The 14,527-nt window shown below is 59.0% G+C and carries 17 protein-coding genes; 7 read left to right on the top strand and 10 right to left on the bottom strand.

Features of this window, described 5'->3' with window-relative positions; genetic code table 11:
• The first annotated feature begins 114 nt into the window (after positions 1 to 114).
• Positions 115 to 882 carry a FadR/GntR family transcriptional regulator gene (locus BM079_RS05075; protein ID WP_245742827.1) on the top strand — a complete coding sequence of 256 codons (768 nt, stop codon included), beginning with the start codon at positions 115 to 117 and terminating at the stop codon, positions 880 to 882.
• 125 nt (positions 883 to 1,007) lie between these two features.
• Positions 1,008 to 2,993 carry a beta-galactosidase gene (locus BM079_RS05070; RefSeq protein WP_090131423.1) on the top strand — a complete coding sequence of 662 codons (1,986 nt, stop codon included), beginning with the start codon at positions 1,008 to 1,010 and terminating at the stop codon, positions 2,991 to 2,993.
• Between the two features lie 114 nt (positions 2,994 to 3,107).
• Here the strand turns inward: BM079_RS05070 and BM079_RS05065 are convergent, their stop codons facing one another.
• The 3 genes from BM079_RS05065 to BM079_RS05055 form a co-directional block, all read right to left on the bottom strand.
• A complete protein-coding gene (locus BM079_RS05065) occupies positions 3,108 to 4,700 on the bottom strand; it encodes a solute:sodium symporter family transporter (RefSeq protein WP_090131421.1) in 1,593 nt (530 codons plus the stop codon).
• A gap of 305 nt (positions 4,701 to 5,005) precedes the next feature.
• On the bottom strand, positions 5,006 to 5,410 hold the full coding sequence (locus BM079_RS05060) for a glutaredoxin family protein (protein ID WP_090131419.1): 405 nt from the start codon (positions 5,408 to 5,410) through the stop codon (positions 5,006 to 5,008).
• A 76-nt stretch (positions 5,411 to 5,486) separates the two neighbouring features.
• Complete coding sequence (locus BM079_RS05055; protein ID WP_090131417.1) at positions 5,487 to 6,527, bottom strand: hypothetical protein; 1,041 nt, start codon at positions 6,525 to 6,527, stop codon at positions 5,487 to 5,489.
• A 149-nt stretch (positions 6,528 to 6,676) separates the two neighbouring features.
• Here BM079_RS05055 and BM079_RS05050 point away from each other — a divergent pair, with 149 nt between their 5' ends.
• Positions 6,677 to 7,612 (top strand): AEC family transporter, encoded by a 936-nt coding sequence (locus BM079_RS05050; protein ID WP_245742826.1) that lies wholly within the window; start codon positions 6,677 to 6,679, stop codon positions 7,610 to 7,612.
• Here BM079_RS05050 and BM079_RS05045 read toward each other — a convergent pair whose 3' ends face one another.
• The 6 genes from BM079_RS05045 to BM079_RS05020 all read right to left on the bottom strand — a co-directional run bounded on the left by BM079_RS05045 (position 7,613) and on the right by BM079_RS05020 (position 11,595).
• On the bottom strand, positions 7,613 to 8,605 hold the full coding sequence (locus tag BM079_RS05045; protein WP_090131415.1) for an adenosine deaminase: 993 nt from the start codon (positions 8,603 to 8,605) through the stop codon (positions 7,613 to 7,615).
• A 207-nt stretch (positions 8,606 to 8,812) separates the two neighbouring features.
• Entirely contained in the window at positions 8,813 to 9,091 is a 279-nt protein-coding gene (locus tag BM079_RS05035; protein WP_090131412.1) for a peptidylprolyl isomerase, read from the bottom strand.
• 150 nt (positions 9,092 to 9,241) lie between these two features.
• Complete coding sequence (locus BM079_RS05030) at positions 9,242 to 9,424, bottom strand: CsbD family protein (RefSeq protein WP_090131410.1); 183 nt, start codon at positions 9,422 to 9,424, stop codon at positions 9,242 to 9,244.
• A 143-nt stretch (positions 9,425 to 9,567) separates the two neighbouring features.
• Positions 9,568 to 9,738: a hypothetical protein gene (locus BM079_RS16705; RefSeq protein ID WP_175489607.1), complete on the bottom strand. Its 171-nt coding sequence runs from the start codon at positions 9,736 to 9,738 to the stop codon at positions 9,568 to 9,570.
• A gap of 157 nt (positions 9,739 to 9,895) precedes the next feature.
• Positions 9,896 to 10,210 (bottom strand): glutaredoxin family protein, encoded by a 315-nt coding sequence (locus tag BM079_RS05025; protein WP_090131409.1) that lies wholly within the window; start codon positions 10,208 to 10,210, stop codon positions 9,896 to 9,898.
• A 35-nt stretch (positions 10,211 to 10,245) separates the two neighbouring features.
• Positions 10,246 to 11,595: a hypothetical protein gene (locus tag BM079_RS05020; RefSeq protein WP_090131408.1), complete on the bottom strand. Its 1,350-nt coding sequence runs from the start codon at positions 11,593 to 11,595 to the stop codon at positions 10,246 to 10,248.
• 205 nt (positions 11,596 to 11,800) lie between these two features.
• Here BM079_RS05020 and BM079_RS05015 point away from each other — a divergent pair, with 205 nt between their 5' ends.
• The 4 genes from BM079_RS05015 to BM079_RS05000 all read left to right on the top strand — a co-directional run bounded on the left by BM079_RS05015 (position 11,801) and on the right by BM079_RS05000 (position 14,210).
• A complete protein-coding gene (locus BM079_RS05015) occupies positions 11,801 to 12,838 on the top strand; it encodes a YihY/virulence factor BrkB family protein (protein ID WP_090131406.1) in 1,038 nt (345 codons plus the stop codon).
• 140 nt (positions 12,839 to 12,978) lie between these two features.
• Positions 12,979 to 13,197 (top strand): hypervirulence associated TUDOR domain-containing protein, encoded by a 219-nt coding sequence (locus BM079_RS05010; RefSeq protein ID WP_090131405.1) that lies wholly within the window; start codon positions 12,979 to 12,981, stop codon positions 13,195 to 13,197.
• A gap of 52 nt (positions 13,198 to 13,249) precedes the next feature.
• Positions 13,250 to 13,582, top strand: coding sequence for a DUF3140 domain-containing protein (locus BM079_RS05005; protein ID WP_090131403.1), 333 nt, complete (start codon positions 13,250 to 13,252; stop codon positions 13,580 to 13,582).
• 109 nt (positions 13,583 to 13,691) lie between these two features.
• Entirely contained in the window at positions 13,692 to 14,210 is a 519-nt protein-coding gene (locus BM079_RS05000; RefSeq protein ID WP_139215260.1) for a PRC-barrel domain containing protein, read from the top strand.
• Between the two features lies 1 nt (position 14,211).
• Here BM079_RS05000 and BM079_RS04995 read toward each other — a convergent pair whose 3' ends face one another.
• Positions 14,212 to 14,406, bottom strand: a complete 195-nt coding sequence (locus BM079_RS04995; RefSeq protein ID WP_090131400.1) for a hypothetical protein — start codon at positions 14,404 to 14,406, stop codon at positions 14,212 to 14,214.
• Positions 14,407 to 14,527 lie beyond the last annotated feature (121 nt).

Genomic DNA, 14,527 nt, shown 5'->3' with positions numbered 1-14,527 from the left:
AAACCACTTTTCGTGCTTGCTGCACCCAACCAATGTCTATAGGTCCATTGTCAGACAGGCGTTGAGGTAAATATCAGACATTATTATATTTATATCTGATATCTGGAGACGCTCGTGTCCGATAGACAGTCCCTGCCCCATGCGCCCGCCAATGCCGATGCCGCGACACTGGCTGCCGCTCTTGCACATACCATCCTGTCAGGCCGATGGGCCTGCGGTGATACCGTCCCCCGCGAGCTGGATCTTTGTGAGCATTTCGGCGTCAGTCGCAATCGGATTCGCAATGCTCTGGCAACGCTAAGCGCCTGTGGTTTGATCGAGCGCACCGCCGGTCGCGGAACCGTGGTCTGTGATATTTCGGAATGGCACCTGCTTGATCCCAACATGAGTCTCTGGCTCTCCAGGCTGGAAACCCCACATCCGCGACTGGTAAATGAAGTGTTTGCCTTTCGCCTGGCGGCCGAGCCCTATGTCAGCGAACTGGCAGCCCGTGCGGCCACGGCGCTGGATCTGGCGCAGATTGAAAGCGCCTTCAACGGCATGTGTGATACCGCCCATGACCCGGCGCAGCGCAGCGCTCATATCGATCATGATGTGGCCTTTCATGACGCCATCTATCGCGCCAGTCACAATCTGGTATGGCGCCAGATGGGCATTTTGTTGCGCCCCTCGATTGTGGCCCTGATTCAACGCTCCCACCATCGCGTTGATCGCCTTGACGACAGCCTGGAGCGGCACCGCCGGGTGCTGGAAGCCATTCGCATGCGCCAGCCCGACGCGGCTCGTGAAGCCACTGAACATGTGCTGGCGCGTACGGCCACTGATCTCGAACTGTCAGGACGCCCCCCCGAACTGCGCCCCGGGGTCAACATCACTCCCTGACGCGCATTACCTTGTCCATACGCCGTGACCTGACGCACTCAAAGCCATTTTCAGAGCTTTCACGCCCATCATGTCCGGATCTGATGTGAAAGCCCCATTACCCACTCATCTCCATGGAGCCCCTCATGCAATTAGGTGTCTGCTACTACCCCGAACACTGGCCGTCACAGCGCTGGGCCGACGATGCACGCGCCATGGTCGAGGCCGGCATCAGCGTGGTACGCATCGGTGAATTTGCCTGGAGCCGACTGGAGCCACGCTCGGGCGAGCTGCAGTTTGAGTGGCTGGACAAGGCCGTGGCCACGCTGGCCGACGCCGGCCTTTCCATCGTCATGGGCACACCCACCGCGACGCCGCCCAAATGGCTGGTCGATGCCCACCCGGAGATTCTCGCCGTGGATGAGCATGGCCGGCCCCGGGGTTTCGGGTCACGTCGTCACTACTGCTTCGCCTCATCGGTCTATCGCACCCAGAGCGAGCGCATTGTTCGGCTGATGGCCGAGCGTTACGCGAACCATCCGGCCATCATCGCCTGGCAGACCGACAACGAATACGGCTGTCATGACACCATCCTCAGCTACTCGCCGGCCGCGTGCGAAGGCTTCGGCCACTGGCTCGAGAAGCGTTATGGCGATGTCGAGACGCTGAACCATGCCTGGGGCAGCGTGTTCTGGAGCATGGAAGTTACCGGATTTGATCAGGTCGAGGCGCCGGTCGGTACCGTGACCGAACCCCACCCGGCCATCGTGCTCGACTATCGCCGTTACTGTTCGGATCTGGTGGTGACCTATAACCGGTTACAGGTCGATACCCTGCGTGGCGCCGGCGTGTCCGTGGATATTGTTCATAACTTCATGGGCCTTTTTACGGAGTTTGATCATTTCGACGTCGCCCGCGATCTCGATATCGCCAGCTGGGACAGCTACCCGCTGGGCTTTCTGGAGCGCGGTGCGCATGATGAGACCACCCGGGATCGCTACCGCCAGCAGGGCCACCCGGATTTCGCCGGATTTCACCATGACCTTTACCGAGCGATGTGTCAGGGGCGCTGGTGGGTCATGGAGCAGCAGCCCGGGCCGGTCAACTGGGCAGTCAGCAATGCTGCACCGCTGCCCGGCATGGTACGGCTCTGGAGCCATGAAGCCTTCGCCCATGGCGCTGAAGTGGTGTCCTATTTCCGCTGGCGTCAGGCCCCCTTCGCTCAGGAGCAGATGCATGCCGGCCTTTTGCGCCCCGACGGCAGTGAATCCAGGGCCTGGCAGGAGCTTTTGGCCGTGCGTGATGAACTCCCAGGGCTGGCGCAGCAAAACATCACCACGACCCCGGCATCGGTGGCGCTGATGTTTGACTATAGCGCCGTCTGGGCCTGCCAGATTCAACCGCACGCCGCCGACTTTGATGCCCTCGAGCTGCATCTGAGCTGGTACAGCGCCCTGCGCCGGCTGGGTCTGGATGTCGATATTATCCCGCCGACGGCCGCGCTTGATGGCTATGCCATGGTCGTCCTGCCCTGTCAGGTCATCGCCGACGAGGCATTGGCCGAAAGACTCAGTGCGGCACGAACCGCTGGCACGCGGCTGATCATCGGGGCACGTTCCGGCTCGCGCACGGTTGATTTTCAGATCCCGGCACAGCTGGCCCCCGGGTCACTGACTCCGCTGACCGGTATCACGGTCGATCAGGTTGATGGCCTGCGCCCCGGTACCCACCCACGCCTGAACCTGCCCAGCAGTCCGAAAGGCCACGGCCTGCGCTGGCGCGAGCATCTGGATGAGAACCGCCAGAAGGCGCGCGTTGCGCATCGCTTCGAGGATGGTATGCCGGCGGTGACCGACCATCAGGGCGTCACCTATCTCACCGCCTGGCTGGATGAGGACAGCATGGTAGCGATTTTCAACGAGGCGTGCCGAAAAGCGAATATCGGCACTACCCTGCTGCCCGAGGGGATCAGGCTGCGTCGTCGCCGCGCGCTCTGCTTTGCCTTCAACTATGCGCCCGAGCCCCGCCATCTACCGGATCGTCTGATACCTGACTCGGGCTACCTGGTTGGCGGCGCAACGCTACCTCCCGCCGGCGTCAGTGTCTGGTCGATCACGCCATGGCACCGATAGCCGAATAACGCACAGCCCTCGCCTCGGGTCCCGAGGCGAGGGCTGTGCACTGTGGGCCAAGCATCAGTGGAGACTGAATCAGCGCCTGCGATCTACAGGCGCTGCATGAAAAGGCTAAACAAAGGCCAGATAGATGGCGACTACCAATACCAGCAGCGCGATGCTGGCCGGCCAGGCCTTGCTCCAGGGCGTCATGTCGATCGCGCCGGCGTCCTGTTGTACCCAGGGTTCGGTACGCGGCATCATTTTGCCGATCGCCAGCATCATCAGCACCAGCAGCACCATGACAATCGCGATGAAATGGAAGTTGGAGACGATGTCGACCACGCCGGTCAGCGGCGGTACGAAATAGAAGGCAGCGATGATCACACAGCCCAGCACCAGTGCCAGATTGGCGGCCATGGCCGGTACGCGACGGGTCAAAAAGCCGACCAGAATGACCGCCAGCAGCGGCACGTAATACAGTGAATTGACCTTCTGTACGTAGACAAACAGGCTTTCCTGACTGGCCATCAGCGGTGCAATGCTCATGGCGGCGATGGCCATCAGCCAGCCCGACCATTTTGAAGCGCGCACGACCTGAGCATCCGTGGCATCCGGTTTCAGTCGAGCCTTGTAGACGTCAAGACTGAACAGCGTGGCCGTGGAGTTCAGCGCCGAGTTGAAAGACGACAGGATGGCGCCCACCATCGCCGCAGCAAAAAAGCCCGTCAGCGGTGCCGGCAGCACGTCATGCACCAGCTGCCCATAGGCGGCATCGGCCTTGACGCTTTCGCCGGTATACATGTGAAAGGCAATGATGCCTGGCAGCACCAGATACAGCGGCCCAAGCAGCTTGAGCAGGCCGGTCAAAAGGACGCCCTTTTGTCCTTCCGCCAGCGTTTTGGCAGCAAAGGTTCGCTGAATGATCTGCTGGTTGGTGCACCAATAGAACATGTTCAAAAGCAGCACTCCGGTAAAAATAGTAGAGAAAGGCACCGACTGATTCTCGGTACCCCAGGAGCGCAGCTTTTCTGGATGGCTGGTCTTGAGCATTTCCCATCCCGCCAGAATGCCATGGCCGTTACTGATCGCGTCAAGGCCGAAATAGACGATCATCAGCCCGCCAATCAACAGTCCTACGCCGTTGATGGTATCGGAAATTGCGATCGAGCGAAGTCCGCCGAACAAGGCATAAATGGCCCCGCCAACCCCTACCGCCACGATGGTCAACACCAGCAATACCGCGTTGGATTCGATGCCGGTCAGCGTCTGAAGATCCAAAAGCCCCATCAAGCCCAGCGCCCCGGAGTAAAGAATGCTGGGCAACAGGATGGCGGCGTAGGCGACCACGAAAATGATATTGGCCAATAGCTGGGTTGTACGATCAAAGCGCAGTGCCAGAAGCTCCGGCACGGTCGTTACTCCACTTTTGAGGAAGCGGGGTAGAAAGAACATGGCCATGGTGACCAGCGTGACTACTGCAACCACCTCCCAGGCCATGACCGAAAGCCCATCAGTAAAGGCGGCGCCGTTAAGCCCGACCATCTGTTCGGTCGACAGATTGGTCATCAAAAGCGAGCCGGCAATGATCGGGAAGGTCAGACTGCGACCGGCCAGAAAGTAGCTGCTGGAATGGCGATGATCATCATGGCGCGTCAGACGCCAGGTGATAAAGGCGACCAGCGCAGTAAAAAAGAAAAACGACACCAGAGTCAGCGCATTCATGACATTGCCTTATAGAGACAAAAAGGAGATGGCTAAAGGAAATCGCCAAGTCTATCGTGGCGAAAAAAGCAGACCATTCTCAATTTGTCTTACTTATGTATTGTAAATGTCCAACAATTCAGAACATTTATCAAAAGGCAGGATTTTGTTCGATGGATCTGACCTGATGCCAATATGGCCCTTGCAATTTCAGAGCTGCAAAAAAGCCAGCAACAACGGAAAGGTCGAAGCGTCAGGAATCATGTTTTAAACGCAACAAGACCCCGACGAATCGAGGCCTTTTATCATGCAGGAACCACTGAACGTTACGCCGTGGCGGTCTCGGGCTCAAAACGCTTTTGCAGATAGCCCTTGATGGCGTCGGACTCGTACATCCATTCGGTCTGGCCATTTTCACCCTCGATGGCCAGACACGGCACCTTGACGCGTCCGCCGCCGGCCTTCAGCGCCTGGCGGGCAGCATCGTCATGCTGGGTGTCGCGCAATTCGATCGGCAGCGCCAGTCGATGCATCTCATGGCGCACCTTCACGCAGAAGGGGCAGGTACGAAACTGATACAGGGACAGCTGCTCGCAGGCGCGATCCACCTCGGCCTGTGCCTGCGGGGGGCGGGTGATCGGCTCGGGGCGACCAAAGCGGTCGCGGGCGATCATGACAGGCGCCAGCACCAGCCGCACGGTTTTGAAAAAGTAGCGCATGACGATTTTCATGGTGACACCGTAGGGAAATAAAACGAAGGGACGGCGCTCATGGTATCAGCCCCGAACGCTGCGGTTGACCCCAGCGTTACTGGATCATCCTCAAAAGCGTCCAGGGGGCTTCACAGGCATACTTCTGCTCGCGCTCTGGGTCATTACCCAGCGCCAGCTCCCGGTCATTGTCATAGGCGACAAACAAACGGTCGTGATCCAGCACCGCCAGCCCCTCGGCCTTGTGGGTAAACACCAACGGGCCACCGGTTTCATCTTCCACCAGCGATGGTGCCCTGCCCCGAGCAAAATCCGCCATGTCGATCACCCAGAGATAGCCACCGATGCTGTCGATACCCCCCTGCTCGTTTTCAAAGCTGGTCATCAGATAAAGCCGGTGGTTATACGGGTCATATTCAAGGCTCGACAGACCACAAAGGTGCTCAACGGCCTCGAATTGCCCGGGGTCGAACGCGTAGTGCTCGCGCATCTCGTCAACAAATATCAGCTGCCCCTGCTCGTTGGTCCGGTAGTGGGCACCGACCACGCGACAGACATAGTTGAAATCATCAAAGTGCTGCCCCTGTTCACGCACGCCGAACAGCAACAGGCCATCACCTTTATCGCCAGGAATGGCCGCCAGGCCTTCAATCTTGTAATAGGGCATGCCGATAGCGGCCGTCAGACGCTGGCGCAGCTCGAGCGACCCCTCGACACCGTCGCGCGGGTCCGGGTCCACCACCTGTACCCGGTCAGGGTCTCCGAGCGGCCAGATCAGCAGGTGGTTATAATCGTTGAGCGAGTGGTCTTCCGGATGAATGCGATCAAAGCCGGTGGTGGCCAGTACATGGCGGCCATCCACGGTCAAGGCGAAATCCTCATACTTGATCGCCTGACGAATCAGCGGCTGAGTGTAGTAGGAAAGTGTCTCTTCCTGCGGACGCCCCTGATCATCAATATCAATGGCAAAAACAGAGGAGCGCTCGGCCCCGGGGATCGGCTTGTCACTGCCCAGAATCAGACGCTCGCCATCATGGACCACAGCGGAAATTTCGGCATGCACCAGCTGCTGTTGCTCATCGGTCAATCCGACCGGAAAACAGTGCAGTGTATTGTGATATAACTGACGTGCCTGCATGGTAGGCTCCTCCATGAAAGTGATTCGATCACCATTGTCTGACGTCGGCATCAAGTCAATACAACCCCGCACGCCATCATCCATTGTCCGAGCCGTGGCCAGAGCGCCAGACACAGGCGGCCATGACACCCCATCCTGGAGACGCGTGATTGGAAGTTCTTGCCATTACCGCCCCCATCTTCATGCTGATCGCGCTGGGCTATCTTGCCGTCATGGGGGGCGTGGTGGCACGCGATCACGTGCACGGCGTGGGGCGTTTCGTGGTCACGCTGGCCCTGCCGGCGCTCATCGTACGCGCGCTGAGCCAGCAAGCGCTGACGGATGTCTTCAATGCCCACTATCTGCTGGCCTATGGGCTGGGCTCGTTGTCGGTCCTGCTGCTGGGGCTGGGATTGACGCGGCTGCAGGGTCAATCGCTCGATCAGGGTGCCATCATGGCCATGGGCATGGGCACGGCCAATAGCGGTTTTATCGGCTATCCGATTGCGGTCATGGTCATCGGCCCCACCGCCGGCGTGGCTCTGGCGCTGTGCATGCTGATCGAAAACATGCTGATGATCCCGTTGAGTCTGGCGCTGGCCGAGGCGGGCCGACAGCAGGGCCTGTCGATTTCTCGAATGCTTTTGACCACGCTACGCCAGCTGATCCGCAATCCGATCATCATTGCCATCGTGACCGGCGCCACGATCTCGCTGACCGGCATCAACGTGCCGGCGCCGCTTTACAAGGCGCTCGACATGCTGGCCAATGCTTCGGCACCGGCGGCGCTGTTCGTGATTGGCGGAACGCTTTACGGGCTCAGAGTACAGGGCATGTACCGCGATGTGGCGCAGATTACGCTGGCCAAGCTGGTGGTTCATCCGCTGCTGGTGCTGTTGTTCTTTCAGCTATTCCCCATCGACAACACCGAGTTGATGATCGGCGCGCTGCTGATTGCAAGCGCGCCCATGCTGAGCGTCTATCCCATCTTCGGGACGCGCTTTGCCATGGATGGGCTCTGCGCGGCGGCTCTGCTGGCCGCCACGACCGGCGCCTTTTTTACCATCAGCACCGCAATCTGGCTCATTCACCAGACAGGTGTGTGATCAGCACTCGGCCAGGGTCTTCAACAGCGCTTCACGACGAGTCTCGTCCATGAAGGCGGCTTCAATGGCGTTGCGCGCCAGCACGCGGAAGGCGTCTTCATCCCAGTCAAAGGCCTCATGGCAGGCCATGAAGTTGTTGAGCATGCCGCCGCCAAAATAGGCCGGATCGTCCGAGTTGAGCGTCACGCACAGGCCGTGGTCAAGCAGCCCCGGCAGCGTGTGGTCTTCAAGACGTTCAAAGACCTTCAGATAGACGTTGGAGAGCGGGCAGACCGTCAGCGGGATCTGCTCATTGGCAAGCCGGGCCACCAGCGCTTCGTCCTCGAGACAGCGCACGCCGTGATCGATACGACAGACATCCAGCGCATCCAGCGCGCCGCTTATATAGGCGGCAGGCCCTTCTTCCCCGGCATGGGCCAGCCGTGCAATGCCCAGTTCGCGCGCCTGCTCGAACACGGCGGTAAACTTCTCCGGCGGGTTGCCAAGCTCAGCGCTGTCCAGACCCACGGCGTCGATCTGATCATACCAGGGCGCGGCCTGCTCGAGGACGTCCATTGCCTCCTGCGCGCTGCGATCGCGCAGGAAGCTCATGATCAGGGCCGTTGACAGGCCAAAGCGGCGCGAGGCTTCTTCGCGTGCCTGGCCCAGACCGGCAAACAGGGTCCGCATGGTCACACCACGTGCCAGATGCGGCTGCGGATCGAACGACAGTTCGACATGAACCACGCCGTCGCCGTGCGCGCGCTCGAAATAGGCCATCGCCAGATCATAGAAATCCTGCTCGGTATGCAGGACGTTCATGCCCTGATAGTAGAGATCGAGAAAGGATTGCAGATTGGTGAAGTTGTAGGCGGCGCGGACCTCTTCAATGGAGGCGTAAGGCAGTGCCACATCGTTTCTGGCAGCCAGCTCGAACATGAGCTCGGGTTCCAGCGTGCCCTCGATGTGCAGATGCAGCTCCGCCTTGGGCAGCGTTTTCAGCCAGTCTTTCATGAGCGCTTCCTTACCGTCCTGCGGTCAATCAGCACCGGAGTGCCGAAGGGTTCATCAAATAATACGACCGGGGTCGTTTCACAGCAGGCAGGATAAACCAGCCGCTCCATGGTGTCGCGCTCGCACCGCCATTGCGCCAGCGTGGCCATGAAAAAGGGGCTGCCATGACAGGCAGCCCCGAATACATCCAACGGCGCAAGGGCCTGATCAGCTGCGGCCGGTCACTTCCAGCAGGTGATAGCCGAACTGGGTCCTGACCGGACCATGCACCTTGTTGAGATCTCCGGTAAAGACGACCTCATCGAATTCACGCACCATCTGGCCGCGACCGAAGGTGCCCAGATCGCCACCCTGCTTGCCGCTGGGGCATTTCGAGTGTTCACGAGCCACTTCGGCAAAGTCCCTGCCCTGCTCGATTTCAGTCTTGAGCGCTTCGCACTCGGCTTCGCTGTTGACCAGAATGTGACGTGCGCTTGCCTGGGCCATGGGGCTTCTCCAGAAAATAAAACCGCGATTGTACGATGCAGGCCGGGCCAGCCATAGCGTCGGGCGCACATTGAATACCAAAGATGGAGCGAAAAGTAGAAGGGGCCGCTCAATGAGCGGCCCCCTGACTAACCCGTGATGTCAAAAGCATTACTTCTTGAGAGCGTCCTTGGCATTACCCCTGGCGCTTTCGGCGTGCCCTTTCGACTGCTGGGCTCTGCCTTCAGCTTCGGTGCCGGGCTTGTCGGTCGCCTTGCCTACGGCTTTCTTGACCTTGCCCTTGACCTTGTCGAGTGCGCCTTCAGCCTTGTCGGACTTGGAACCTGTAGCCATGACAGTTACCTCCGTGTAGAAAATACGATACCGGACTCTCTGTTCGGTATCCGCGTATCCGTGACACGCATGATTCAGTGTAGACGGTTATGCCGTACTGCCAATGTCATCGTCATTGACTCAAAAGATACCGCCAGCAACGATCAATTCTTGCTGTTGCTGTCGGAATTCACCTTGCGCTCACCCTTGGCCAGATCCTTTTCACCCTTTTTGATGTGATCCTTGTCGCCGGTGGCCTTGCCGGTTTCCTTCTGGATTTTGCCGCCAAGCTTGTCAATCATGCCTTCGGCCTTGCTGCCCTTTGACTCTGCCATGCCAACCTCCTGTTCTGCATGATGGCGCCGGCGAGTTCTGATGCCTGTGTCAGCGCCTTTTGACAGCATAGACAGTGCGTCACAGGCGTCAGCCAACATTTTGTAAAGGAATGTAAGGATTTAAGTTCGCTAAAGAAAAGCTTTCGATAACGGTATATCAACCGAATTGCTGACGCAGCCAGGCCGCGATATCGGCCGATTCATACATCCAGTGTGCGCCGCCCGTCTCCTGAGTAATGCGCAGACAGGGAACCGTGGTCCGGCCGCCCCCCTCGCGCAGCTCCTCGCGGGCGGTTGGATCCTCACGAGTGTTGCGAAGCTCGATGTTGAGCGACAGCCGCTCGATCTCGTGCAGCACGCGACGGCAGAAGGGGCAGCTTTCATACTCGTAAAGCGCCAGATTGCGGCACTGTTGATCCACGTCTGCCTGTTCCTGAGGGGTGCGTACGACCTGATCCATATTGTCCTGCATTGAAGCCTCCTTGTAAGGGGAAACATGACCTGCCGTCAGGGTGCGGATTCCTCGATATCCACGATCCCCGAGCGGCTCATGTTGATTTTCCAGCGCTGCAAGGTTGTCTGACGCGAACCGCGAATGCTGCGCGCGATCAGGTTGAGCTGATAGCGCCGCTCGACCACTTCCCGACTGATCTCGTCATCCTCGAGCTGATAGACATGATGATGGCTGTCTTCAAGCAGATTGGCGATGACGGAAAGATCGAGCATCATGATTTCGCGGGTCTCCTCGTAGCCGCTGAGAAAGCGCGTCGGCAGCATTTTCGAGCGGCTGCGATACTGCAGGATAACCTCTTCGCGCTGGGTCACGCTGCCGCCCCGGGCCGCACGAATATCGTTATCAAGGCGTTTGAAGCGCACGTAGTCGAGCCATTCGCGCTGCTGCCCCACTGTTTCATTGCTGTGAACGTCGAAGTACTGGCGCATCCATTTGGCACGCCCCCGACGCAGCCAGCGCCACAGCGTGTTGCGCAGATCCTCCTTGAACACCTCTCGCATGGCGTACAGAAGTGCCAGTATCAGCACGAAACGCAGGGTCAGGTCGCCAACCAGATTGCGCGCCTCGAGCATCATGACCGAAATCACCAGCATCACCACACCGGTCGCCAGCGCCTTGACGCCCCGCTCTTCCCAGGCGCCCAGCTCGCGGGTCTTCTGCTTGAGGGTCACGGGATATTCGATCAGACGGCGCAGCAGGCGCATCTTGTTGGAGATGCGTGACGGGCTCTGGGCGGCGCGGCTCGAGTTGTACTGGTGCTCTTGACGGTAGCGGTTTTCAAACCGACAGATCTCCAGCAGCGAGTCGCGCGCCTGCTGCTTCGGCCCCTCTTCCTCTACCAGACACGACACCAGCTTTAAAAGCCGCTGCTCGGTAATCCAGGACATGTAATTGTCGATGTTGATGAAGTACTTGAGCTGATTGTCCTCACCGGGGCGATTGCGACGCATGCGTCGGGGCACACTGCGCGCAAGCTCGATCACCTCTTCAAGCGCCTCGACGCTGACGCGCTGCTGATCGCCCTCCAGCGGTGCGATCAGACGTTCCAGCGCAATCACGTACTGATAGGCATACAGACTCAGGCTCAGGCGATAGCGCTCCGGCGTACTGCGATCCCGCCGTGCCAGACGGCTGTGCGCCAGCGGCAGATGCCGCTGATTGCTGTAGTAGGTGCGCTTGAGATGGATGGCGTTATGATAAAAGCTGCTTTCCGGGACAACATTGCGATGCAGATCGATCTCGCCGGGCACGAACAGATACAGGTCCAGCCCATGCTCGGTGGCTTCCCGAAGCACCCGCGAGATCTTGATGTTGAAACCTTCCCTGCGCTCTACACTAACCAAGAACGTGACCCTTGAGGCATGACGTGATGAGGGTGTCGACATGTCGGACGCATTGGCCCGCCCATGTCGCAACCCGGCTCGGCTCCCAATGATGGCATTGTTGTCATGACACCGGGAGAGCCCATTCAAAGGGTATTTCATTTATCTGCCAGGCACCCGGATACTTCAAGCATCCACCTGAACCGTTCGACCGGGGAAACAAACCATGCAGGACACGACCAACAAGCCTCATGCCAATAACCGGGGACGGGATTCCATTTCTCCGTTGACCATTCCCGGGCGCGGCTGGAAGGACACCCTGCTGCGCGTCAAGCGCCAGGTGGAGGCCAATCACGCCACCCTGATTGCCGCCAGCATCGCCTTTTATGCCTTTCTGGGGATTTTCCCGGCCATTGCTGCCTTCATTTCGATCTGGGGTCTGGCCTTTGATCCGCAACAGGTACAGGGCCAGATCGAAATGCTCAGCAGCGTGCTGCCGGAAGATGCCGCCAGTATCATTCGACAGCAGGCGCTGTCGGTCAACAACAATGCCGGCACCGGCATGAGCATCACCGCCGTGGCGGGCCTGGTATTTACGGTTTACAGCGCCTCCAAGGGCATGCGCGGTCTGATGGCCGGTCTGAACATCGTCTACGGCGAGAAGGAAGAGCGCGGCCTGATCAAGCTTACCCTGGTGACCTGGGTGCTCACCGGCGCGATGATGGTGATGACGATCGTGACGCTGGGCACCATTGCGCTGCTGCCGCCCCTGATTGCCTGGCTGCCCTTTGGGGACACGCTGTCCACGCTTTTGACCTACATCCGCTGGCCCATCCTGCTGCTGCTGGTGATCAGCGCCATCACCATTCTTTACCGCTACGGGCCGGATCGGGCGCCCTCGCGCGTGGGCTGGCTCAGCGTCGGCTCCGTGACCGCCACCCTGCTGTGGGCGCTGGGGTCGATCGGCTTTTCCATCTACGTGCGCAACTTCAGCAGCTACAACCAGACCTACGGCACCATCGGTGCGGTGATGGTGCTGCTGCTGTGGTTCTGGCTGTCGGCCTTTATCGTGCTGCTGGGCGCGGCGTTGAACTGTGAGCTGGAGCGTCAGACCGGCGAGGACACGACCACCGGCAAACCGCGTCCGATGGGCAAGCGTGGCGCCTGGGCGGCCGATACCGTGGCGCGCGATGCTCACGACATCGGGAAAAACGCCTTTACCGAAGCGGGCCGATCGCCGGAAGAGGACGTCCGCCGGGAGTGACCCCGTTCATTACGTCCCCGATTATACAAACGCGCCGCCCAGTGTTGTACAAGCCGGGCGGCGCGTCTGTTTTTCTTGTACAAACCTCTGGCGCGCGCCAGGCTATTGCTGTCACGGAACAGCCAACAGGGAGCGTCGACATGAGTGAACACTACCGCCAGCGCCAGCGCGTGAAATGGAAATGGGGTGACAACTGGACCGAAGGCAAGATCACCCGCAAGTACACCGAAAAGGTCACTCGGCGCATCAAGGGCAGCGATGTCACCCGCAACGCAACCGAGGATGAGCCGGCCTACATGATCAAGCAGGATGACGGCGACCGCGTGCTCAAGCTGCACAAGGAACTGCGCAAGGCCTGAGTCATCCTGCTGCCAGCACCGTTTCATTCAGCCGTGTCAGGGAGGACACACCATGAGCGATGACAACGAAGCGATCTATCAGGACTTCAAGGAAAGCGTCAACATGGCGCCGAAGGAACTTGAAGAGTGGCTCGAAACCGACGAATCAAAATCGGTCGGCGACAGCAGCGATGGCGAATCCACCGGTCATCAGTCCGGTCGGCGCATTGTCGAGATCAAGAAAAAGCGCAAGGCAGAGCTTGATGACGACTACGGCCACATGAAAAAGGTCAATCAGTACGTGGCGCGTCATCTCAAACAGCCGCCCAAAAAGGAAGATAAAAAGACTTCGCGCTGGCGCTACTCTCTGATGAACTGGGGCCATGACCCGCTCAAATCGTCGTAACCGATTGGTTACAAAAACTTAAGTGAAACTGGCATTCGACGGTCATGGCGGGCAGAACCACCGCTCGAGTGCCATGATTTTCGGGAAACATGACACAAGGATGACACTCATGCGATATCGTTCCCTTCTTGCCGGCGCCGCCATGATGAGCGCCGCTGCCGTTGCCCAGGCCGACCAGCAGACCACTGATGGCCTCTACTCGGCCGACAAGCTGATGGATGCTCAGGTACACCTTCAAAATGAAGATCAAAACATTGGCGAAGTGGAAGACCTGCTGTTTGGCGATGACATGTCCCTTCAGGCCATCGTGATCGAAACCGACGACGACAGCTTTGATCCGCAGGATCAGGGCTATGTTATCCAGCGCGGCGACTTTACGGTCGAAACCAGCAACGACACCGACCTGAACGACCTGCAATACAACGTGATCGTCGACCTTGATCGCGACGCGCTCAAGCAGCAGCCGACCTGGAGCAATGACTGGTGGCAGGAAGCGCGTCAGCAGGCATCACAGACATGGCAACAGACCAGTGATGCTGCCAGCAGTGCCTGGCAGGATACTCGTCAAGCCACGTCCAGTCTGCTGCAGCGCGCTGGTGAAGCACTGGACGGTGACCAGTCGCAGTAAACTAGCCCTTGAAACTACGTACCGGGTCGCTTGAAACGCCGGGACAATGCCCGTCATGGTGCTCGCACCAGGCGGGCAGATTATCGCCTCGATCAGGCGTCAGAGTATCCCCGCCGAACAGAAGCAGAAGTGCAAGCAGAATCACCAGTGTGAAGATGGCGATATCGACAAGGGGATAATGTCGATGATGGTGCATGGCGACCTCCCGTCTCCTTGATCGGAAACAGCCACCAGCGGCTGACATGACAAGGCGGCTGCTCCTGTCTTTATAAGACTTCTCCTATATTAAAGAAGTTTTAAATCCCGCTCGCGATGCC

The sequence above is a fragment of the Kushneria avicenniae genome, from assembly GCF_900112585.1.
GTDB lineage: Bacteria > Pseudomonadota > Gammaproteobacteria > Pseudomonadales > Halomonadaceae > Kushneria > Kushneria avicenniae.
The sequence above is the reverse complement of the archived record's forward strand: the minus strand, read 5'-3'. Positions and strand labels throughout refer to the sequence as shown.